The sequence below is a fragment of the Arthrobacter russicus genome, assembly GCF_031454135.1.
Taxonomy (GTDB): domain Bacteria; phylum Actinomycetota; class Actinomycetes; order Actinomycetales; family Micrococcaceae; genus Renibacterium; species Renibacterium russicum.
The window spans coordinates 914013-934455 of sequence record NZ_JAVDQF010000001.1; the positions used below are offsets into that span (position 1 = coordinate 914013).

The window sequence follows — 20443 nt, forward strand, 5'->3', positions numbered from 1 at the left end:
CGTTTCAACCCTTCGCCGCGCGGAAGCCGGCCTCCAGATCGGCCAGGATGTCCACGATGTTCTCCAGACCCACGGAAAGCCGCACCAGCCCCGGGTTCACCCCGGCGGCCAGCTGTTGTTCCGGGGTCAGCTGCGAGTGCGTGGTCGACGCGGGATGGATCACCAGGGAACGGACGTCGCCGATGTTGGCCACATGCGAATGCAGTTCGAGGCCGTCCACGAATTTCTTGCCGGCCTCCGCGCCGCCGCTGATCTGGAAAGCCAGCACCGCACCGGTGCCGTTCGGACCGTATTTGCGGCCCCGCTGGTACCACGGGCTGGACGGCAGCCCGGCGTAGGCCACCGACTCCACCGCAGGATGCTCGCTGAGCCATTGTGCGACCTGGACCGCATTGGCCACATGCCGTTCGACCCGCAAGCTCAAGGTCTCCAGGCCCTGCGCGATCAGGAAGGCATTGAACGGCGACACTGCCGAACCCAAATCGCGCAACAGCTGCACCCGGGCCTTCAAGATGTACGCGAGGTTGGCGCCCAAGGCGCTGCCCACGCCCAGGTCCCGGGCGAACACCAGACCGTGGTACGACTCGTCTGGGGTATTCAGCCCCGGGAATTTCGCCGGGTCCTTGCCGAAGTCGAAACGTCCGCCGTCCACGATCACACCGGCGATCGCGGCGCCGTGGCCGCCCAGGTACTTGGTCGCCGAATGCACCACGATGTCCGCGCCCCACTCGAGCGGCCGGATCAGATAAGGCGTGGCCAGGGTGTTGTCCACGATCAGCGGCACCCCGGCTTCGTGCGCGACCGCGCTGACCCCTTCCAGATCCAGGATGTCCTGCCTCGGGTTGGAAACCACTTCGCCGAAGAACAGCTTGGTATTGGGCCGCACCGCGGCACGCCAGTGTTCCAGGTCGTCCGGATCGTCGACGAAGGACACCTCGACGCCGAACTTCTTCAGCGTGTGGGCGAACAGGTTGTAGGTGCCGCCGTAGAGGCTCGGGCTGGAGACGATGTGGTCGCCGGCTTCGGCGATGTTCAGCACCGCGAGCGTCGCGGCGGCCTGCCCGGACGCCAGGAGCAAGGCCCCGACGCCGCCTTCCAGGCTGGCGATCCGCTGCTCGACGGCGTCTTGGGTGGGATTGCCGATCCTGGTGTAGATCGGCTCGAGTTCAGCCAGGGCGAAGCGGTCCGCGGCGCTTTGCGCGCTCGGGAAGACGAACGACGTGGTCTGGTAGATCGGCAGCGCCCGTGCTCCAGTCGCTGCATCAGGCGTTTGGCCGACGTGGATCTGCCGGGTTTCGAATGACCAACCATTGCTCACAAGGCACTCCTCAATCTGAAGGGGCCCGATGTTCGGCGTCGGCCGTACGGTCGGCAAGCTCCGCCCGGACAGCCGGGTACGATGCATCGACCCGCGTTTGCCTTGGCCGGATGGCCAGGGCCTGGTCTTCACCCGGGGCACCCCGCCGCGGTGGAGGGTTGCCGTCCAGCAAGCCGGGGCAGGCGTCTGGTCAAGACATTGCTGGCACTCGTGACCTGGATCCAGTTTGCGCAGGCGTCCGGGGCCAGTTCAAGTCCGTGACGGGGTGTGACGATTCCGCTTGCGGGACGCTGCTGACCCGCGACCTTCGCAGACTTGTTGCTTAGGTCACCCTAAGTCGAGACGGATGTCACAAAGTGCAAGGATATGAGCATGCGCATGGACCACGTTTCTTACGCTTGTGACCCCGACGGACTGACTGCCACCACCGAGCGGATTGCCGCTGCGCTGGGCGTCAAAGCAGTACGCGGAGGCATCCATCCGCGCTTCGGCACCAGGAACATGATCATTCCGTTGACGGCCCGCCATTACATCGAAGTGGTCGAGGTCCTGGATCATCCGGCTTCGGACAAAGCACCCTTCGGCCAAGCGGTCCGTGCCCGGTCGAGCGCCGGTGGCGGATGGATGGGCTGGTGCGTGGAAGTCGAAGACCTCTCCCCGTTCGAAGCCCGGCTGGGCCGATCCGCAGTGCCCGGGAACCGCAAGTTCCCGGACGGCCGGGAACTCGTCTGGCAGCAGATCGGCATCAAAGGCCTGATCGCCGATCCGCAGGTCCCCTACTTGCTCAAATGGGAAGGCGATCCCGCCTTGCACCCTTCGCAGGCAGAACCCGGGACGGTCTCGCTGGCCAGCCTGACCATCGCCGGTTCCGCGGAGCGGGTGACCGAATGGCTCGGCGAGTGCGTGGACAAGCCGCTCGAGGACGTGGCCGTGGAATGGATTGCACCGCACGGCACGCCCGGCATCATGAGCGTCACTTTCGACACGGCCCGGGGCCCGGTCACGGTCTGAACCCGGCCGATCGGCCCGGGGCTCAGCCGAAGCCGAGTTGCCGGCTGAAGGTGAAGGCTGCGATGTCCAGCAGGCTGTGCGCGATGACCAAGGGCATCACCCGTTTGGTTTTGGAGTAGAGCCAGCCGAAAATCAGCCCCATCAGGACATTGCCCAAAAATGGTCCGAAGCCCTGGTAGAGGTGGTAGCTGCCGCGCAGCAATGCGCTGACCACGATCGCCGGCCAGATCCGCCAGCCCAATCCGGACAGCCGGTCCAGCAAGTAACCGACCACGATGACCTCCTCGACCACCGCGTTGCGCAGCGCCGAGATGATCAGCACCGGCACGGTCCACCAATAGTCCTGGAGCGAATTGGGCACGATTTGCGCGGTCACGCCCAAACCACGGCCCGCCGCGTAGAGCAACAACGACGGCGCCCCGATCAGAACCAGCAGCCCGAAGCCCCACAGCAGGTCCCGCCCCGGCTTGGCGAAATCGAAGCCGAGCCGTTCGAAGCTGCTGCGCCCGGGCTGCCAGAGCAGATAGAGCACCAGGGCCACCGGCACCAAGGCGAAGAAGTTGCCGAGCAGCTGGTAGGTGAGATCGAAATATTCGCGGCTGTTCCGGCTGGTGTTCAAGGTCGCGGTGGCTTCCGCGATCGGACCCCGGCTGAGGTTGTCGATCAGGTTCACCACCGCGTTCACCGCGGACTGCCCCAAGGAGAGCCCCAGCACGATCAGGATCTCCACGTGCCATCGCCGGCGTTGCGCGGGCCGGGGTGCCGCGCCCGACCGCATCGGAGTCTGAGGATTCGCCATTCCCCCATCCTGCCCCGGAGCCGGCGATTCGACCACTCCGGCCGACCGGGCCGGCGCAATGGTTAGACTCGGTGCATGACCGCGCCCCGCCAGATCCTGATGTTGCGCCACGGCCAGTCCGCGGCCAATGTGGACCAGACGATTTACGACCGGGTGCCGGATTACCGGATTCCGTTGACCGATGTGGGCCTGGCCCAGGCCGAGGCGGCCGGGGAAAGCATCCGGCAACGGCTCGACGGCGAAAAGGTCTGCGTCTATGTCTCGCCGTATCTGCGCGCCTACCAGACCTTGGCCGCACTCAATCTCGGCGACAGCGTGCAACGGGTCCTGGAGGAGCCGAGGCTGCGGGAACAGGACTGGGCGAACTTCCAGAACCCGGCGGAGATCGCGGCGCAAAAAGAGCTCCGGAACGCCTATGGGCATTTTTTCTACCGCTTCCGGGAAGGCGAGTCGGGCTCCGACGTCTACGATCGGGTCTCCTCTTTCCTGGATACCCTCTACCGGCATTGGAGCGCCCCGGACTATCCCCCGAACACACTCCTGGTCACCCACGGTTTGACCATGCGGCTCTTCTGCATGCGCTGGTTCCACTGGTCGGTGGAGTACTTCGAATCGCTCAACAATCCGGAGAACGCCGAAGTCCGGGCGTTGGTCCGCAATAATGGGCATTTCGCACTCGAGCCGCCGTTCCAGCAGTGGAGCCAGGTCGATCCCGGGCAAACGGTTCTGGACCGCCCCGGCCGGCCGTTGGCCTAGCCCGACGGCCCCGGAGGGGCAGACCTGATCCTGGACTAGCGCCCCGACCCGTGCGAGGATCAACAGATGGGCGCAACGAATCCGATCGTCCCGATCTGGTGGGATCCGGGCTTGGTCCTGCTCGCCGTGGCGACGCTGCTCTGGTTCGTGGTCACGCTGGTTTCCATTGCACGCAGCCGGCTCACGGTTCCGCTGAAACTCGTTTGCGCACTGTTGGCCCTGGCCATGCCGATCATCGGCGGCATCGTCTGGTTCGCGAGCCGGAAATCCCTGGAACGGTCCGTCAGCCGAACCGGTTGAACGCTCTACGGACCCTTTATTGATCGCCCGGAGATCCGTCCAGATCCGGGGTCAGCCGGTCCAGATCCAGGACCGCACGGGCGGTGCCGAAGTCCGTGATCAACGTGGACAGGTGACCGGCCCGCAAAGCGGCAAGAATCGCGCGGACCTTTTTCTGCCCGTAGGCTACCGCGATCACTTCTTTGATCTGTGCCAGTTTGTCCGGCGAGACCGAAATCAACCGGCGGCATAGCGCACTGTCCACATGCTTCCCGGAAATGTCGAAATGATGACCCACGAGGTGGCCCACGGCACCGTCCCGCCATAATCCGGCTGAAATTTCCGGCGTCATCCAGCCTTCGAAGATCTGCCCCGATCCGTGCCGGTCAGTGGCTCCGATGCCCACCAAAGCAATATCGGCATGCGCCGCCAAGGCCAGGGCCGTGGCAATCGGTGATTCCCGACGCATTGCCACGGCGAGCTCTGCGCTTTCCAAGATCAAAGGCACCGGCATCGTCTGATAGCTTCCGCCGAACGATGCCGCGACCTTCCGGCACAATTCGGGGCTGTCCAGCATCGGGTTGTGCTTGCCCAAAGCGCCGATCATCTGAACCACGTGGACGTCGCTGCTGCGCTGGCGTTTTTCCGGCAGCTCTGCCACCACTGCGGCTAAAGCGGATCCGTTCGAAACTGCGATCACGGAGTCCTTCCGCACCGTTCGTTGAATCAGTTCGGCTGCACTGCGGGCAACCTGTCCCGGAAGCGAACGCGGATTCGAAGAATCCACGACGCGGGCCTGGCGGAGACCGAAGGCCTCGCAAAGCTCGCGCTCTATGCCCAGGACTCCGCCCATCGGATGGGTCACTTCGAACTTCACCACACCGCGTTCCCGGGCCTCGGCCAACAACCGGGAGACCGTTGCCCGGGAGAAATTCAGCTCCTGGGCGATCCGAACTTGGCTCTGCTGCTCCAGGTAGTAACGCCGCGACGCGTCAAAAAGCAACTCCAAATGCTGCCGCTCGGCATCGGTTGACATCGCCATCTCCTGAAATTCGATTCATCTTGCATCAAACCGTTGTCTGAAAGTTCCGTGATAAGGGCCATGCCAGCCGTGAATGATCCAGTCGCGCATTTCATGCCTTGAAATTAATTTCATGCTTGCCATTCCTTTGCTGCACTCGGTTGGACAGCATGGAATCACGGGGGCCGCAGATTGATCCGGCCGCCAAGAAAGCCCGATCACGGTCCATTTCTAGGAGTATCCATGTCTTTCGCCCGAACCATCTTCGGCGACGTCCCAACGGATGTCCTCGGCGTCGTCAATTGCCACGACCACCTGATCCGGGTGGGTGCCGGAGAAGTCTACTTGGACCCGGACCATTCCCTGGCCGACGTCGGCAAGGCGACCGAGGAAGCCTCCTACTTCGTCAAAGCCGCCAAGGCCTGGGCGGCGAGCGGCACCGTAGTCGACATGTGTCCGGCGAATTGCGGTCGGGACATCCGAAAGCTCGTCGAAGTCAACCGGGCCACTCCTGACCTGCACGTCATCGCAGCCACCGGTTTCCACCGCGAACATGTCTATTTGGAAACCACCTCGCACTGGGTCAACCGCTACTCGGTGAACCAGATCGCCGATTTGCTCATCGAAGACATCGAGTCGGGCATCGACGCCCATGATTACTCCGGCCCACTCGTCGAGCGCACCCAGTACCGCGCCGGAGTGATCAAATTCGCCTCCGCTTACGGGAAGATCACCGATTGGGAGGAGAAGACTCTGCGGGCAGCGGCCATCGCATCGATCAAAACCGGTTGCCCGATCAACACCCACACCACAGCCGGCACGGTAGCCCTGGAACAGGCCGAGCGGCTGATTTCCCTAGGTGTGCCGGCCGGACGCATCGCGATCGGACACGTGCAGCGCAATGCGGACGTCTGGTATCTGTCGCAGATCACTCGCCTGGGCTGCTACCTCGAGCTCGACGGCACCTACCGAATCAAGTACTTGCCGGACAGCTCACGCGTTCATCTGGTCCGGGAACTGGGCAAGCTGGGCTTCGGCCAACAGCTCCTCCTCGGCACCGACTCGGGCAAGAAGTCATACCAGAAGGCCTACGGCTCGGTCAACGGTGTCGACTTCGATCCTGCGGTCTTCGCCCCGCGCCTACTGGCCGAAGGCTTCGAACGGGATTACGTCGAAGATTTGCTGATGTACAACGCTCAGCGTTTCTTCGCTTTCGGAGACCCGAAGTGACAACGGCTACTCCCCGCCTGCAAATCGCTTTGGACACCTTCACCCTGGATGACGCCTATCGGGCGCTCCAGCCGGCCGCCGCTTCCGTGGACATCATCGAAGTCGGCACCATTCTTTGCCTCTCCGAAGGCATGCGTGCGGTCCGCGAAATCCACGCGCTGTTTCCCGAGAAGGACCTTTTGGCCGATGTGCGGATCGCCGAAGCCGGCAGCATCATCTCCCGGCTTGCCTTCGATTCCGGCGCCAATCTGGTGTCCGTGGTGGCCGGTGCCAGCCTGACCACCGTTGGCCAAGTATGCAAAGTCGCCGAGGAGTACGGCGCCGAAGTCCAGATCGAGCTGGACGAAGCTAACCGCACCGATGCCGCCGTGCATTGGCGTGCCGCAGGTGTGAAGCACGTGATCGTACACCGGTCCCGGGATGCCGAAGCCGCCGGTTCGCTGCGCTGGAAACGCTCCGACATCGACAGCATCCGACTCCTCGACCAGTTGGGTTTCACGGTCACCATCACCGGCGGGATCACCGCGTCGGAACTCCCGCAACTCAGTACCGAGCCGGTGGGCATCGTGATTGCCGGGCGCTCGATAGTTCAAGCCGCAGACCCTGCCAAGGCAGCGGCCGATTTCCGTACTGCTTTGGGGGCAGTATGGCCATGAACTCATTGAGCGCCCAGTGGCTCAGCCGCCCCGGTATCGAGCTGGGTGTCTATGAAAAGGCACTGCGCGATCCCGGCAATGATTGGAATGCTTTTTTCGCTTCCGCGGTCCAAGCAGGATATTCCTTCGTGGATTTGTCCATCGACGAGACTCCTGGGCGTTTGTCCCGGCTCGCTTGGACCGGCCCGGAACGACGCACGGTGGTCGCAGCAGCAGAACGGGAAGGCAGCCGGATCGCAGGGCTCTGCCTTTCCGCACATCGCCGGATCGCTTTGGCCAGCAAGGAACCGCAGCGCCGTGACCAGGCGCTCTCGATCCTCCTTGCGGGCATCGACCTCTGCGTCGACCTGGGCGTACCGGTGTTGCAGATCGCCGGCTATTTCGCCTTCTACGAGCAGCCGGACCCGCAAGCCCGCAGCCGTTATCTGGCGGGGTTGGCCGCCGGCACGAATTACGCGGCCCGGCGCGGCATCCAGCTGGGCATTGAAAACGTCGACGGCGAAGATGTGACCTCGATCAGTGCCGCCTTGGAGATCGCGGACCGGATCGGATCTCCCTGGTTGCAGAGCTACCCGGACATCGGAAACCTCAGCGAACAAGGACTCGACGTTGTCGCGGAACTGCGCCGGGGCCAGGGCCGGATGCTCGCGCTGCACGTGAAAGACACTCTGCCCGGACAACCGCGCAGAGTACCGATGGGCAGCGGAGCAGTGCCTTGGGATTCGGCATTCGCCGAATTGAAACGGCAGAACTGGTCCGGTCGGATCATGGTCGAAATGTGGAATGACAATGCTCCGGATGCCAACCGGGCGGCAACCGAAGCCGGAGCATTCATCAGCAGGAAATTGGCGGACGCCGGGCTTCCGGTGATTCCGGCACCCGGCAGGCAAACCACCGAGGGGGCAACAGGATGATCTTGGCAGAACTCCGCGCACAGGTCTGCGCCGGCAACCAGCAGTTGTTCGAGGCCGGCCTCGTGGTCTGGACCGGCGGGAACCTTTCCGCCCGGGACCCGGAAACCGGCTTGGTCGCGATCAAACCCTCCGGAATGCAATACGGGCAGATGCGCGCCGAAGACATGGTGGTTCTGGACCTCGACGGCAATATCGTCGACGGAGTCCGCGGACCTTCTTCGGATACCGCGTCACACTTGAGGATCTATCGCTTGCGTCCCGAGCTGCGCAGTATCGTGCATACCCATTCGAACTATGCGAGCGCGTTCGCAGCTGCCGGAATGGCGATTCCCTGCTGTCTGACCGCCATCGCCGACGAATTCGGCGGGCCGGTGCCCTGCGGCGATTACGCACCGATCGGCGGCACCGCGATCGGCGACGAAGTGGTACGCCAACTGGGACGCTCACCTGCTATCTTGATGAAACAACACGGGGTCTTCACGGTTGGCGCAACCATAGAGAAAGCAATCAAGGCAGCGGTCATGGTAGAGGATGTGGCGAAAACCGTCTCGATAGCCATGGGGATCGGCCGCGTGGAATCGCTGCCGGCCGAGGAGATTGCCGCCAACTTCGAGCGCTACCAGCAGCGTTATGGGACCGGCTCCGCCAGCGTTGGGGTCCGGTCATGACCCGCTACGATGTTTCGACCTTCGGCGAGGGCCAACTCCGCCTGACTGTGCCACGCGGCGACCGGCTGCTGACCGCACGGAGCCTTTCCATGACCGCAGCCGGTTCCGAGGCCAACGTCGCCGGTTTACTCGCCCAGTTGGGCCATCAGACCATGTGGGGGTCTCTGGTTCCGGTCGGCGAACTCGGCGACCGGATCCTCAACGAATACCGTGCCGTCGGAGTGGACCTGAGCCACGTCAAACGCACCCAAGAAGGCAGAGTCGCCTTGTACTTCCTCGAATCAGGGGAAGCTCCGATGCCCGGAAGGGTCACCTACGACCGCGAGCACACGCCGTTCCGGGACATCGAACCGGCATCCTTCGAGTGGGACGCGGTGCTGGACACCAGAGTTCTTTTCGTCACCGGGATCACCACCGCATTGACGGAGAAAACCAGTGCCTTCATCCGCTATGCGGTGACCGAGGCGCACCGACGAGGCATTGAAGTGGCCTTGGACGTCAACTACCGTTCGCTGCTCTGGAGTCCGGAGGACGCCCGGAACACGCTCCGACGGCTATTGGGCTACGTCGATATCCTGTTCTGTTCCCGGCAGGACGGGCAACGGGTCTTCGGTATCGTCGGAGACAATGGCGAGCAGGTTGTGCAGGCACTTCGCGAGAGCACTGGAGTCGAAACCGTGATCAGCACGGACCGGGTGAATGGCGTGTACTACGCGGGGCCGGAAGGCAGCAAAAATTACGAGGTTGCAGTGGTGCCGGTGACCGATCGGCCCGGAGCCGGAGACGCATTCGTTGCCGGAACCCTTGACGGGCATCTCAATGGAGACATCCTCGCCGGGATCGGGCACGGTCTGCGCACCGCCAGTTACGCCTTGACCCACCATGGCGATTTGACCCATATCGACCGCGCGGATCTCACCGCACCTGCCTCCAGCGACATCGTCCGCTGAAGCATGAGGCCCCCGTTACTTCGGGCGGCAAAAATATTCTTGCGGCGCCCGTGGGTTCCGCTCAGCAGCAAAGGAACGGCAATGGCGTCTTCCAAGGCAACCGCAGAAACCCCCGCTTTCACCCGACCCAACGGACTCACTCGCTACCGATACGTGATTTTGGCGTTCCTCTTTGCCGCCACTTTCATCAATTACCTGGACCGGGCCACACTGTCCGTGGTCAAAGGCGATATCCAAAACGAGATCGGCGCGAGCGAAACCCAGATGGGGTTCATCCTCTCTGCTTTCGCCTGGTCAATCACCCTGGTCATCCTGGTTTTCGGCGTCTTGATGCAGAAATTCGGCGCTCGGACGATCGGCACTGCCAGCATCGGCGGTTTCTCCCTGATGACTTTGCTGACTGCCACTGCCACGACTTTCCCGATGCTTGCGGTGTTCCGGTTCGGACTCGGCGTCTTTGAAGCACCGACTTTCCCGTTGAACTCGAATTTGGCCCGGAACTGGTTCCCGCGCAGTGCCAGGGCCAAAGCCGTCAGCATCTACATGACCGGTTCATTCTTTGGCCTGGCTTTCGCGGTCCCGCTGCTCGGCTGGATTTTGGGGATTTTCAACAGTTGGCATTCGGTCTTCATCTTCGCCGGCGTCTTGGGGCTGATGATCACGGTGCTGTGGTGGGTCTTCGTGCGCAGTGTGCCCAACCAGTCGAAAAGAGTTTCGCAGGCTGAGATCGACCTGATCAACAGCGAACCGGAAGCGCCGGTCGTCGTCGATCCTCCGAAGCCCGACCGCCGGGACTGGCGCTCGGTGTTTTTCGAACGGCGTCTGGTCGGAATCTACTTGGGTGCCTTCGGTACGTCGACGGTGGTCTTCTTCTTCATCACCTGGTTCCCCGACTACCTGGCTTCGCAGCTGGGCTTCAATTTCAAGACCGGTGGTGCGTTCGTGGCCGCGCTGCCCTTCATCTGCGGCATGATCGGAATGCTGACCAGCGGATGGCTGTCCGACCGGTTGGTCAAGACCGGCAAGAAACCTGGCGAAGCTCGACGGGTCAGCGTGACCATCGGCCTCAGCGGCGTAGTGCTCATCGCGGTCATCCCGCTTCTGGGCCGCGACAATACCGCGGCGATCATGGCGATACTGTGCATCTCATTCTTCTTCGCCGGCATGGCGAACACCGCCTGGCTGTTGGCTGCGGAGATTTCAAAGCCCCGGTTGCTCGGACTGACCACGGGAGTCTACGGCTTTTGGGTCAATCTCTTCGGTGCGTTGACGCCGATCGTCGTCGGCGTGATCCTCGATGCCACCGGAAAGAACTACAGCATGGTCTTCGGTTACGTTGGCGGAACCGCACTGCTCGGCGCACTCGCCTACATCTTCATCGTGGACAAAGTGGAACCGTCGGCCGATCGGAGATTCCCGGACGGCGTCCCCAGCTGACCGCGCCAGTTCGTGTTGGATTGATCCGCCGCAGTTGGTGGCTCCGGAACATCAGCTGTTTGGGGCCACCAGGACGTCGATGCCGTTCTCCGCGAACGCTTCTACCTGGTCCGGGGTGATCCCGGAATCGGTGATCAACCGTTGGAAGTGGTAGCCCTCCATGGTGGCGAAAGCCCGCTGGCCGATCTTCGAGGAATCCGCCAGCATGTAGGCGTCCGCGGCCCGGCGGGCCATCAGCGAATTGACCGTCGCTTCGCCTTCGTCGGTGACCGTCGGCCCCACCAAAGGCTCGATCCCGTTGACCCCGATGAACGCGAAATCCAAGGCCACCTTCTGCAAGATGATGTCGGTGTACGGTCCGACCAGTTCATAGGAGCGCGGGTTGACGATGCCGCCGCAGACCATGATCTTGAAATTCGGCCGCACCGCGAGCTGGGCGGCGATATTGATCGCATTCGTGACCACGGTCAAGGTGGGTTTGTTCGACGGCTCGGCCAAGTCTTCCCGGGTGGAGAGCACTTGGGCCAAAGCCGTGGACGTGGTTCCGCCGCACAACCCGATCACCGCCCCGCGCGGAATCAGTTCGCTGGCCGCCAACGCGATCTGGTGCTTCTGCGCCGCATGGTCGTCGCGGTTGTAGCGGCCCGGCAAATCGTAAGCCACCGATCCGGCGACAGCGCCGCCCCGGGTCCTGCTGAGCAGGCGTTCATTGGCCAGGGAATCCAAATCCCGACGTGCCGTGGCCGGCGAAATCGCGAGCTTGCTGACCAAATCCTCGACTTCGACTTGGCCGGACTGCGCCAATAGATCAAGGATCGCAGTCAGCCGCTCAGTACGGTTCATCAGATGGCCCTTCCGTCAGGGTTTTTGCCCGAATAATCTCAATAGCCGCGAAACTTCCGGCACCAAAGCGGATCTGCCCGCTGCCAAATACTTCCGCGAATCCACTACATCAGAGTTTTCGGCCAAAAACTCGCGCACCGCGCGGGTGAAGAAACCATTCAAATGCGTGGAAACATTGATCTTACGCATTCCGGCCGCGATTCCGCGCACCAGGGCCGCATCCGGCACGCCGGAGGAACCGTGCAAAACCAAGGGAACGTCAAGCCGCTGCCGGAGCTCCGCGATCCGTTCCAGGTTCAGCTCCGCACTGCGCTCGGTCATCGCGTGCGAGGAACCGACCGCCACGGCCAGCGCATCGACTCCGGTCGCCGCAACGAAATCCGCCGCCTCGCCCGGGTCGGTCAGCACCCCGGGAGCGTGTGCCCCGTCTTTTCCGCCGACTTCGCCCAATTCCGCTTCGACGTACACGCCACGCGCGTGCGCGTAGTCGGCGACCCGCCGGGTCACCTCGACATTTTGCGCGTACGGCAAGTGCGCGCCGTCGTACATCACCGAACCGAAGCCCAAATCGACGGCGGCCAACGCCAGTGCCTCATCCTGGGCATGGTCCAGATGGACCGCGATCGGCACCGCAGCAGCCTCCGCCGCGGCCAGCGTGGCCCGGGCGATCGGCTCGAGTCCGCCGTGGTAGGCGACGCAGTTCTCCGAGATCTGCAGGATCAACGGCAGGCCCGCAGCCTCCGCACCGGCGATCAGCCCTTCCACCGTTTCCAGATGCAGCACGTTGAACGCGCCTTGGCCGGATTCGCCGGCCACCGCGGCCGCCATCAAGTCACGGGTAGGGGTCAAAGGCATTAGGAAAGCTCCTCCACGATCAAATCCGATTCCAATTCTTGCCAGTCCGGCGAAATTTCCCCGGCTCCCGGCATCAGCACGGCAGCCGAGCCCCAGGCCGCAGCCCGGCACAGCAGCACCCGCAAGTCCAGTTCACCGGCGGCCAACACCGATGCGGCACCGGCTACTGCGGCATCGCCGGCCCCGGTCGGGTTGCCGACCAGCGGTTGCGGCAGCCGAGCACTCAGCTGCCCGGGCCGGCCGGATTCGAAGCCCAGCATGCCCTCGGCGCCGTTGCTGACCAGGACCCGGTGCGCGCCGAGCCGCAGCAGCATCCGCGCTCCGGCAGCCAAGTCGCGTTCCCCGGTCGCTTCGAGGAGTTCGGCCCGATTGGGTTTGAGCAAATCCGCCCCGGCGCTCGCCGCGGAAAGCAGCCCGCCGCCCGAAGCATCCACCACTGCGGGGATTCCGGCATGCCGGGCCAAAGCCACCAGTCCCGGATAGAAATCCGCCGGCGCTCCTTCCGGCAACGAACCCGACCCCACCAGCACCGCCGCCCCCGGCAACTCATCGGCTACCGCCGCGGCCAAGGCCTGCCATTCGGCGGGCAGCAGCGACGCGCCGAACTCATTGAAGATGCTGGTTTCGCCGTCCGTTTGGTCCACCAGGGCAATGGTCCGCCGGGTTGCCGCGCCGACCGGGACCAGGCGGTGTTCGATCCCGCCCAGTCCGGCGGCGAGTTCCGTACCGGTGTCGCCGCCGGCCGTGGCGACTGCGCGCACCGGGACACCCTGGCCGTGCAGCACCCGGGCCACATTGATCCCTTTGCCGCCGGCCCGCAGCAAGGGCGGGCGCACCCGATGCGATCCACCGGGGACGATGCCGGCCACTTGGTAGGTCAGATCGATTGCCGGATTAGGGGTCACCGTCACGATCATCGGGTTGCCCCGGAAGCTGCGAGCCACTCGGCCCGCCGTTGGTGGGCTTTCAGCGCCGATCCGATCAGACCGGCATTCTGGCCCAATGCCGCCCGAAGCAGCTCGGGCCTCGGCTGGAAGCTCAGCAGCTCATCGATCCGGCGACTCAGCGGGAGCATCAGGTCGTCCCCCGATTCGGCCAATCCGCCGCCCAGCACCACTTTGCTGGTGCCGATCATGGCAACCGCCTGAGCGATCGAAAAGGCCAAGGTCTGCACGGCGTCGGCCCAGACTTCTCCGGCCGTGGCGTCGCCCTGTTTGGCCAAGGCCAGGACCTCCCGGGCTCCGCCGTCGAATCCCGGCGTCCGGGCCGCATAGCGTTTGGCGATCGCGCCGGCCGAACCGGTGCCCTCCACGATGCCGAGCCCGCCGTCCGGGTGCGGCGCCAAGGCATGGCCCACCTCGCCGGCATAACCGCCGGCTTTGAGCCGTTGCCCGTCGACGTAGAGCGCGGCCGCGATTCCGGTGCCCACGACCAGGATCATCGCGTTGTCCGCGTGCCGCGCGGCGCCGAGCGCCACCTCGGCGTCGCCCGCGGTCCCGACGTCGTGGCCGAAGGCGACCGGCAGGCCGAGCCGGTCTTCCAGTACCGCCCGGAACGGGAATTCCCGCCAGCCGAGATTCGCCGCATAGACCCCGACGCCGCGCACTTCGTCTACCAGACCGGGCACAGTCAGCCCGACCGCTTCGATCCGGACTTCCGGATGCTGCGATTGGTAGCGCTGCACCAGCTCGGCGAGGAAATCGACCAGGACCTCCCCCGGGCGTCCGGGGTCCAATGCCGTACGGAAGCGCTGGATGTCGACGATCTCCGGGATCTGCCCCGGATCGGCTCCCAGCACCAGGCCGGCCTTGGTATCAGTGCCGCCGACGTCGAAAGCCAGTACGGCGGATGTGTTCTCCATACGAAAAGTCTAGGTGCGGCTCAGTCGTCCAGGATCACCGAGCGGCTCAGATGACGCGGCAGATCAGGGTCCAAGCCGCGGACCCGGGCGCGCTCCAGGGTCAGCTGGTGCACCTTGACCAATTCCGCCAAAGGGTGCAGCTCGCCGCCGAGGAACTCGGCCCCGGTGCGGGCCACTTCCTCGGCCAACCCGACCGGCGCCGGGCCGAAGATCCAGGTCGCCCGGCCCGGTGCGGCGATCGAGATCGGACCGTGCCGGTACTCCATCGCCGGGTAGGACTCGGTCCAGCCTTGGACGGCTTCGCGCATTTTCAGCCCGGCTTCGTGCGCCAGACCGATGGTCCAGCCGCGGCCGAGGAAGGTGAACTGTTCCGCCGCGATCAAGGATTCCGCGAGCTCTTCGTCCAGTACCTGCCGGGCTTGCGCCACGGCGAGCGTCAGGTCCAGGCCGAGGCTGCTCAACAGGTAGCTCAAGGCGGCGGTCGCGAACCGGGTCTGCACCACCGACTTCTCGTCCGCGTAGGAAAGCCCGATCACGGTATCCGCGAGTTCAACCGCCGGCGACGAGGTATCCCCGACGATCAGCGTGGTCGGTACCTTGCCGCGGAAATCGCGCAGGATTTCCAGTACCTCGGTCGTGGTGCCGGAACGGGTCAGCGCGATGATCGCGTCGTAATCCCGGTCCAGGTTCGCCTCCGAAGCGGCGTAGGCATCGGTCAGACCCAGCCCCGCAGCTTCCCGGGCAGCCGCATAGCTCTGCGCCATGAACCAGGACGTGCCACAGCCGACGACGGCGACTTTGGCGCCGTGCGGCGGCAGCAGGTCCTCCCGTGCGGACTGGGCAATGGCCTGCTCCCAGACATCCGGCTGGCTGCGAAGTTCTGCCTCCATGAAGGCACCGGTACGGACAAGGTAATCAGTCATAGGAACATTCTCCTGGTTCGGCTAGCAAAAGCTACTGCGAAGATATCACGCGATGATGTTTCCTGACGCAATCATCTACATTGCGATCATCTCAATACCTTAATTCAATCATTTTTTTGATTGAAACCTCTTGTCGCGCCATCGCTACTACGGCAAGATAGACGCAACCCCGGATCTGCATAGTGCCTGCACATCCGGTTCACACGGTTGGCAAAGCAGCCGCTGGACGCACACTCGACGAGGAGAGCAAGATGCCATTGGGGTCAGCAGAGCGCAGATTGAATCCGCACAGTCCACATCAGCACCGTCCACATCAGCACCGTCCAGCCGCGGTATCCAGAAGCCGCAGGCTGGTCGCCGCATCCGCCGCCGGTGCCCTGGCCCTGGGCGGGCTCGCCGCCGGCGGCCTGGCCTCGGCCGCTCCGGCCACCGCCCAGGATCCGGCCGGAGCCGAAACCATCAGTTCCGATGTGCTCAGCGTCCAGGTCTCCACCGCATTCCCGCAGGCACTCAAGTACACCCAATCGGCTACCGGCAAGAGCCTGACCGGGGCCACCTCGGTGGCATCCTCGCTCACCATCAACGGAACCGATCAGCCGGTCCAGGTGACCGCCACGGAATCCGATCCGAAGACCATGTCCTACGTTTTGACGCCGGGCAACCTCAGCGGTGTCTCGCTGGAGGCCAAGCTCGCGGTGGACGGCTCGGTGGTGACCTTTTCAGTCACCAAAATCACTGACACCGCGCAGAACCGGGTCAATAACCTGCAGATCAAGAACCAGGATCTGGTCACGGTTTCCTCGACCGAGCCCGGAGCAACCGTCGCGTCGGCTGTGATCTCAGTGGACCGCGCGGTTTCCGGAGACACGATCACCCCGATCACCGCTGGCACTCCGGTCGATGCGGCGGCCAAGAAGGCGAATCTCTCGTTGGCCAGCACGGATCAGCTGGCCGCCGCCTTCGATACCAATTCGCTCTATGATTCGAACAGCCCGAATGCCAGTTCGGAAGGCGGCCGATTCTGGCGGCAAGCCGTCTCGGACGCCGCCGGCGGAGTCAAAATGGGCGTTTCCTCCGGCGCTTGGCTCTACCGGGCTGCCGGTTCCAGCCAAACCGAGGAGCTGCCCTGGAGCAGGGTGGTGATCGGAGCCGATGCCAATGCCGACGGCACCGTAGATTGGCAGGATGCCGCCATTGCCTACCGGAGCATCGAGCGGAAGCCCTTGGGCAGCGCCGATGTGAAGAACCGGGTGATCACGCATATCCCGTTCAATTTCGCCAGCCAAGCCACCAATCCGTTCCTGCGCACCCTGGACAATGTGAAACGGATTGCCGCGGCAACCGACGGCTTGGGCCAGATGGCGCTCCTGAAGGGCTACACCTCGGAAGGCCATGATTCGGCGAATTCCGACTTCGGCGGCAACTACAACGAGCGGGCCGGCGGCTTGGCCGATATGAACAGCCTGCTCAAAGACGGCGCAGCCTATGGTGCGACCTTCGGCGTGCACATCAATGCCACCGAAGTTTATCCGGAGGCGAATTCGTTCAACGAAAACATCACCAGGCAACCGCTTCAGCGCAACTGGAACTGGTTGGACCAGGCCTACTTCATCAACCAGAACTGGGATATCGGCTCGGGGAGTTTGGAAAACCGGGTCAAGCAATTGCGCAGCGAAGCCGGACCGAACCTGACCATGACGTATGTGGACACTTACTACACCCCGGGTTGGGCCGCGTACCGGACCCAGAAGGCGCTCAATGACTCCGGGTTCAGCGTGACCTCGGAATGGTCGAACAGCTTGGCCACGAACACCACCTGGTCGCACTGGTCCGCCGATGAGAATTACGGCGGCAGCGGCAACAAGGGCATCAATTCGCAGATCCTGCGCTTCGTGGGCAACAGCACCAAAGACACCTGGAACCCGGACCCCCGGTTGGGCAATGCGCAGGTCAAGGAGTTCGAAGGCTGGACTGGCCAGAACGACTACAACGCCTTCAGCAAGAACATCTGGACCACCAACCTGCCCACCAAGTTCCTGCAGCAGCAGGAGATCACCAAATGGACCCCGGACCGGATCGACTTCACCGGCGGGCTCAGCGTCACGGGCAGCAACGCCGGCAACCGGGTGATCAGCCAGGACGGCAAAACCGTGCTGAACGGCAGCAATTATCTGCTGCCCTGGTCCGCCGATCCAGCGCAGTTCGGACCGGGCGCCGCGAACGATCCGGGCCAGGAAAAGCTTTACCATTACAGCGCCAACGGCGGCACGAGCACCTGGCAGCTCACCGGGGACTTCGCCAAAGCCAGCTCGCTGACCATGTACCGGCTCACCGACAACGGGCGGGAATCGCCGCTCGTGGTTCCGGTGGTCAACGGCTCGGTCAGCCTGGTGGCACTGCCGAACCAGCCGTATGTGTTGGTCCCGGTCCCGGCGACTACCACCGTACCGGCCGCGAACTACGGTGCGGGCACGCCGTTCCAGGACCCGGGCTTCAATGCCGGGAACCTGCAGGCGTGGAACCCCACCGGGGGCGCCTCGATTGAGCGGATGGACAAGGGCCAGCTCGTCGCCAAGCTGGGACCGCTCGGCTCCAGCATCTCGCAGCAGCTGGCGCCGCTGCAGGCCGGCACCTACTCGGTGAGCGCCTGGGTGGAGATCCAGCCTGGCCAGAAACGCCCGACGACGTTGAGCGTCACCGGAGTCGGAGCTGCGCCGGCCAGCGTGACCGTGGATCAGTCCGGTGCCCGGAACCAGGTCGGGGCGGATGAGAAGCGGGACAGCTACTTCCAGCGGCTCCGGGTCTTGATCGATGCCAAAGCTGGCGACACTCCGCAGCTGGCCATCTCTGCGCCCCCAGGCGCAGCCAGTGTCCGGATCGACGACGTCCGCGCGGTGCGCACCGAGCGGGTGCCCAGCACCGGGGTGCTCTCGGAAGATTTCGAGAACACCGACCAGGGCTGGGGGCCGTTCGTCAAGGGCGACGCCGGTGGCGTCAACGATCCACGCACACATATCGCCAAACGCAATGAGCCGTACACCCAGGCCGGTTGGAACAACAAGACCACCTCGGATGTGCTCGGCGGAGATTTCTCCTTGCACAGCCATCAGGAGAACGCGGGTCTGGTCTACCGGACCAGCAACTACACGGTGCCGATGCAGCCCGGCCGGCAGTACAAAGTGTCCTTCGACTACCAGGCCTCGGAAGCCGGCACCTACCAATGGGTCTCCGGTTACGACAACACCGGCCGGACGGTACAGACCAGCGCTACGCCAATCGGTGTGGCTACCCAGACGACCCGTTGGACGCAAACCATCAACGCGAGTTCCTGTGGTGCGAGCTGGGTCGGCTTGCGGAACGTCAATGCGGGCAAGGGTGAGTTCTCCCTGGACAACCTGCTGGTCGAAGACCTGGGCCCGTCCACCGAGACCCCGGCCTGCGCGTCCTTGGCCGTGGTTTCCGGCCAAGACGTGATCGAGCCTGGTGCCGTGAACCGGTTCACGAGCACCTTCACCAGCACCGAGTCGGCGCCGATCAGCAATCTGGCCGTCTCGCTTGGCCTGCCCGAAGGCTGGAAGGCCACCGCGAAAACCCCGGCGACCGCGGCGACTCTGCCGGCAAACGGCAGCCTACGGACCGACTGGGAGGTCGAGGTGCCGGCCAGCTCCGAGGGTGATTTCACGGTCACCTCGAAAGCCGACTACCGCACTACCGCAGACCCCATCGGGGACCGCACAACAACCGCCCAGGTCGACGTCAACACCTTGCCCGCCCCACCCAACAAGGACACCTACGCTTCGGACATGAAGTGGATCGGCACTCCGGCCAATGGCTGGGGACCGGTGGAACGGGACCAGGCGAATGGCGAGCAGGGCCAGGGCGACGGGCCGCCGTTGACCCTCGGCGGCAAGGTGTACACCAAAGGACTCGGTGCGCACGCCGCCTCGAACATCCGTTATTACGTCGGTTCCCAGTGCTCGGCGTTCACTGCGGTGATCGGCATCGACGACATCCAGAAGCCCCGCGGCCAAGCGGTTTTCTCGGTGGTCGGCGACGGCAGCACGTTGTACACCTCGCCGGTGATGAAAGGCGGTGCGGCCCCGGCAACCATTTCGGTGCCGCTCAACGGGGCGAAATACGTCGAGCTCAAGGCCGATGTGGTCGGCGGAAACAACGGGAATGCCTGGGCGGATTGGGCCGATGCGAAGTTCTTGTGCAGCGCGCCGGTGGCCCCGCTGAACTTGCAACCGGAGCTTTCAGTCGATCCGAGCACCCTGCTCCCCGGCACCGGGCTCACGGTGCGGGTAGCGGATCTGGCCCCGGGCAGCGAACTGAAAACCGAGCTGCGCTCCGATCCGGTGGATCTGGGCAGCGCCACCGCGGGTCCGGACGGCGTGGCCAGCTTGCCGGTGACCATACCGCTGGGCACCGCCGTAGGCGAGCACCGGATCGTGGTCAGCGGCACTGACAAGAACGGCCTCGCAGCAACCGGGGCGCGGTCGGTGAAAGTCATCGCGGCACCCACCGGCAGCGATGCGGCCGGCACCAGCAATACCGCAGGCAACAGCAGCGGAAGCAGCAATGGCACTTCCGGCGCCGGTGCCAACGGTGCCGGAACCAACGGAATTGGAAACAGTGACGCTGGAACCAATGGCGCCGGGACGGCGGGCAGCAACGGCAATACCGTGGCCGAGATCAAGTCCGGAGCCGATCCGGCCGGCGGCGAATTGGCGCTGACCGGCGTCGGCGCCTGGCTGGCGCCTCTGGGCGTGGCCCTGCTGCTCGTACTCAGCGGCGTGGCCGCTCTGGCGGTCCGCCAGCATCGCGGCCGCCCGTGATCGGTTGACGCACTGAGCATGCTCAAGGCGGCGCAGTCCCTTCCGGGCTGCGCCGCTTTTCGCGTCGGGTGCCGCGGTTGGCTG

The 20443-nt window shown here is 64.1% G+C and carries 18 protein-coding genes and 1 riboswitch; of the genes, 10 read left to right on the forward strand and 8 right to left on the reverse strand.

The window, feature by feature from the left end; genetic code table 11:
• Window positions 1-4: 4 nt before the first annotated feature.
• Window positions 5-1318 carry a bifunctional o-acetylhomoserine/o-acetylserine sulfhydrylase gene (locus JOE69_RS04315; protein ID WP_309796369.1) on the reverse strand — a complete coding sequence of 438 codons (1314 nt, stop codon included), beginning with the start codon at window positions 1316-1318 and terminating at the stop codon, window positions 5-7.
• A gap of 88 nt (window positions 1319-1406) precedes the next feature.
• A riboswitch (SAM riboswitch) is annotated at window positions 1407-1534 on the reverse strand.
• A gap of 150 nt (window positions 1535-1684) precedes the next feature.
• On the opposite strand from JOE69_RS04315, the gene JOE69_RS04320 reads away from it, so the two are divergent.
• Complete coding sequence (locus JOE69_RS04320) at window positions 1685-2329, forward strand: VOC family protein (protein ID WP_296365051.1); 645 nt, start codon at window positions 1685-1687, stop codon at window positions 2327-2329.
• Window positions 2330-2351: 22 nt separating this feature from the next.
• On the opposite strand, the gene JOE69_RS04325 is transcribed toward JOE69_RS04320, so the two are convergent.
• A complete protein-coding gene (locus JOE69_RS04325; RefSeq protein WP_374709671.1) occupies window positions 2352-3128 on the reverse strand; it encodes a CPBP family intramembrane glutamic endopeptidase in 777 nt (258 codons plus the stop codon).
• Between the two features lie 75 nt (window positions 3129-3203).
• On the opposite strand from JOE69_RS04325, the gene JOE69_RS04330 reads away from it, so the two are divergent.
• Both JOE69_RS04330 and JOE69_RS04335 read left to right on the forward strand, forming a co-directional pair.
• Window positions 3204-3884 carry a histidine phosphatase family protein gene (locus tag JOE69_RS04330; RefSeq protein WP_309796373.1) on the forward strand — a complete coding sequence of 227 codons (681 nt, stop codon included), beginning with the start codon at window positions 3204-3206 and terminating at the stop codon, window positions 3882-3884.
• 66 nt (window positions 3885-3950) lie between these two features.
• Window positions 3951-4184, forward strand: a complete 234-nt coding sequence (locus JOE69_RS04335; RefSeq protein ID WP_309796375.1) for a hypothetical protein — start codon at window positions 3951-3953, stop codon at window positions 4182-4184.
• Window positions 4185-4200: 16 nt separating this feature from the next.
• Here JOE69_RS04335 and JOE69_RS04340 read toward each other — a convergent pair whose 3' ends face one another.
• The gene (locus JOE69_RS04340; protein WP_309796377.1) at window positions 4201-5199 is read right to left on the reverse strand and encodes a sugar-binding transcriptional regulator; all 999 of its coding nucleotides are present in this window, start codon (window positions 5197-5199) and stop codon (window positions 4201-4203) included.
• A gap of 228 nt (window positions 5200-5427) precedes the next feature.
• Between JOE69_RS04340 and JOE69_RS04345 the strand changes: the two genes are divergently transcribed.
• From JOE69_RS04345 to JOE69_RS04370, 6 genes are all read left to right on the forward strand, one after another.
• On the forward strand, window positions 5428-6414 hold the full coding sequence (locus JOE69_RS04345) for a phosphotriesterase family protein (RefSeq protein WP_309796379.1): 987 nt from the start codon (window positions 5428-5430) through the stop codon (window positions 6412-6414).
• Window positions 6411-7070 (forward strand): orotidine 5'-phosphate decarboxylase / HUMPS family protein, encoded by a 660-nt coding sequence (locus JOE69_RS04350; protein WP_309796382.1) that lies wholly within the window; start codon window positions 6411-6413, stop codon window positions 7068-7070. Before JOE69_RS04345 ends, JOE69_RS04350 begins: the two co-directional genes overlap by 4 nt.
• Window positions 7067-7984 (forward strand): L-ribulose-5-phosphate 3-epimerase, encoded by a 918-nt coding sequence (locus JOE69_RS04355; protein ID WP_309796384.1) that lies wholly within the window; start codon window positions 7067-7069, stop codon window positions 7982-7984. Before JOE69_RS04350 ends, JOE69_RS04355 begins: the two co-directional genes overlap by 4 nt.
• A complete protein-coding gene (locus JOE69_RS04360; RefSeq protein WP_309796386.1) occupies window positions 7981-8652 on the forward strand; it encodes an L-ribulose-5-phosphate 4-epimerase in 672 nt (223 codons plus the stop codon). Before JOE69_RS04355 ends, JOE69_RS04360 begins: the two co-directional genes overlap by 4 nt.
• Entirely contained in the window at window positions 8649-9602 is a 954-nt protein-coding gene (locus JOE69_RS04365; protein WP_309796388.1) for a sugar kinase, read from the forward strand. The genes JOE69_RS04360 and JOE69_RS04365 overlap by 4 nt, the downstream gene beginning before the upstream one ends.
• Window positions 9603-9683: 81 nt before the next feature.
• Entirely contained in the window at window positions 9684-11039 is a 1356-nt protein-coding gene (locus tag JOE69_RS04370; protein ID WP_309796390.1) for an MFS transporter, read from the forward strand.
• A gap of 51 nt (window positions 11040-11090) precedes the next feature.
• On the opposite strand, the gene JOE69_RS04375 is transcribed toward JOE69_RS04370, so the two are convergent.
• From JOE69_RS04375 to JOE69_RS04395, 5 genes are read right to left on the reverse strand one after another with little or no spacing between them, the layout of a single operon-like run.
• The gene (locus JOE69_RS04375) at window positions 11091-11882 is read right to left on the reverse strand and encodes a DeoR/GlpR family DNA-binding transcription regulator (RefSeq protein WP_309796392.1); all 792 of its coding nucleotides are present in this window, start codon (window positions 11880-11882) and stop codon (window positions 11091-11093) included.
• Between the two features lie 15 nt (window positions 11883-11897).
• On the reverse strand, window positions 11898-12737 hold the full coding sequence (locus tag JOE69_RS04380; protein WP_309796394.1) for a class II fructose-bisphosphate aldolase: 840 nt from the start codon (window positions 12735-12737) through the stop codon (window positions 11898-11900).
• Complete coding sequence (locus tag JOE69_RS04385; protein WP_309801156.1) at window positions 12737-13654, reverse strand: 1-phosphofructokinase family hexose kinase; 918 nt, start codon at window positions 13652-13654, stop codon at window positions 12737-12739. Before JOE69_RS04385 ends, JOE69_RS04380 begins: the two co-directional genes overlap by 1 nt.
• Window positions 13651-14598, reverse strand: coding sequence for an ROK family protein (locus JOE69_RS04390; RefSeq protein ID WP_309796396.1), 948 nt, complete (start codon window positions 14596-14598; stop codon window positions 13651-13653). The genes JOE69_RS04385 and JOE69_RS04390 overlap by 4 nt, the downstream gene beginning before the upstream one ends.
• Window positions 14599-14618: 20 nt before the next feature.
• On the reverse strand, window positions 14619-15521 hold the full coding sequence (locus tag JOE69_RS04395) for an SIS domain-containing protein (protein WP_309796398.1): 903 nt from the start codon (window positions 15519-15521) through the stop codon (window positions 14619-14621).
• Between the two features lie 251 nt (window positions 15522-15772).
• Between JOE69_RS04395 and JOE69_RS04400 the strand changes: the two genes are divergently transcribed.
• Complete coding sequence (locus JOE69_RS04400) at window positions 15773-20359, forward strand: endo-alpha-N-acetylgalactosaminidase family protein (RefSeq protein ID WP_309796400.1); 4587 nt, start codon at window positions 15773-15775, stop codon at window positions 20357-20359.
• The last annotated feature ends 84 nt before the right edge of the window (window positions 20360-20443 follow it).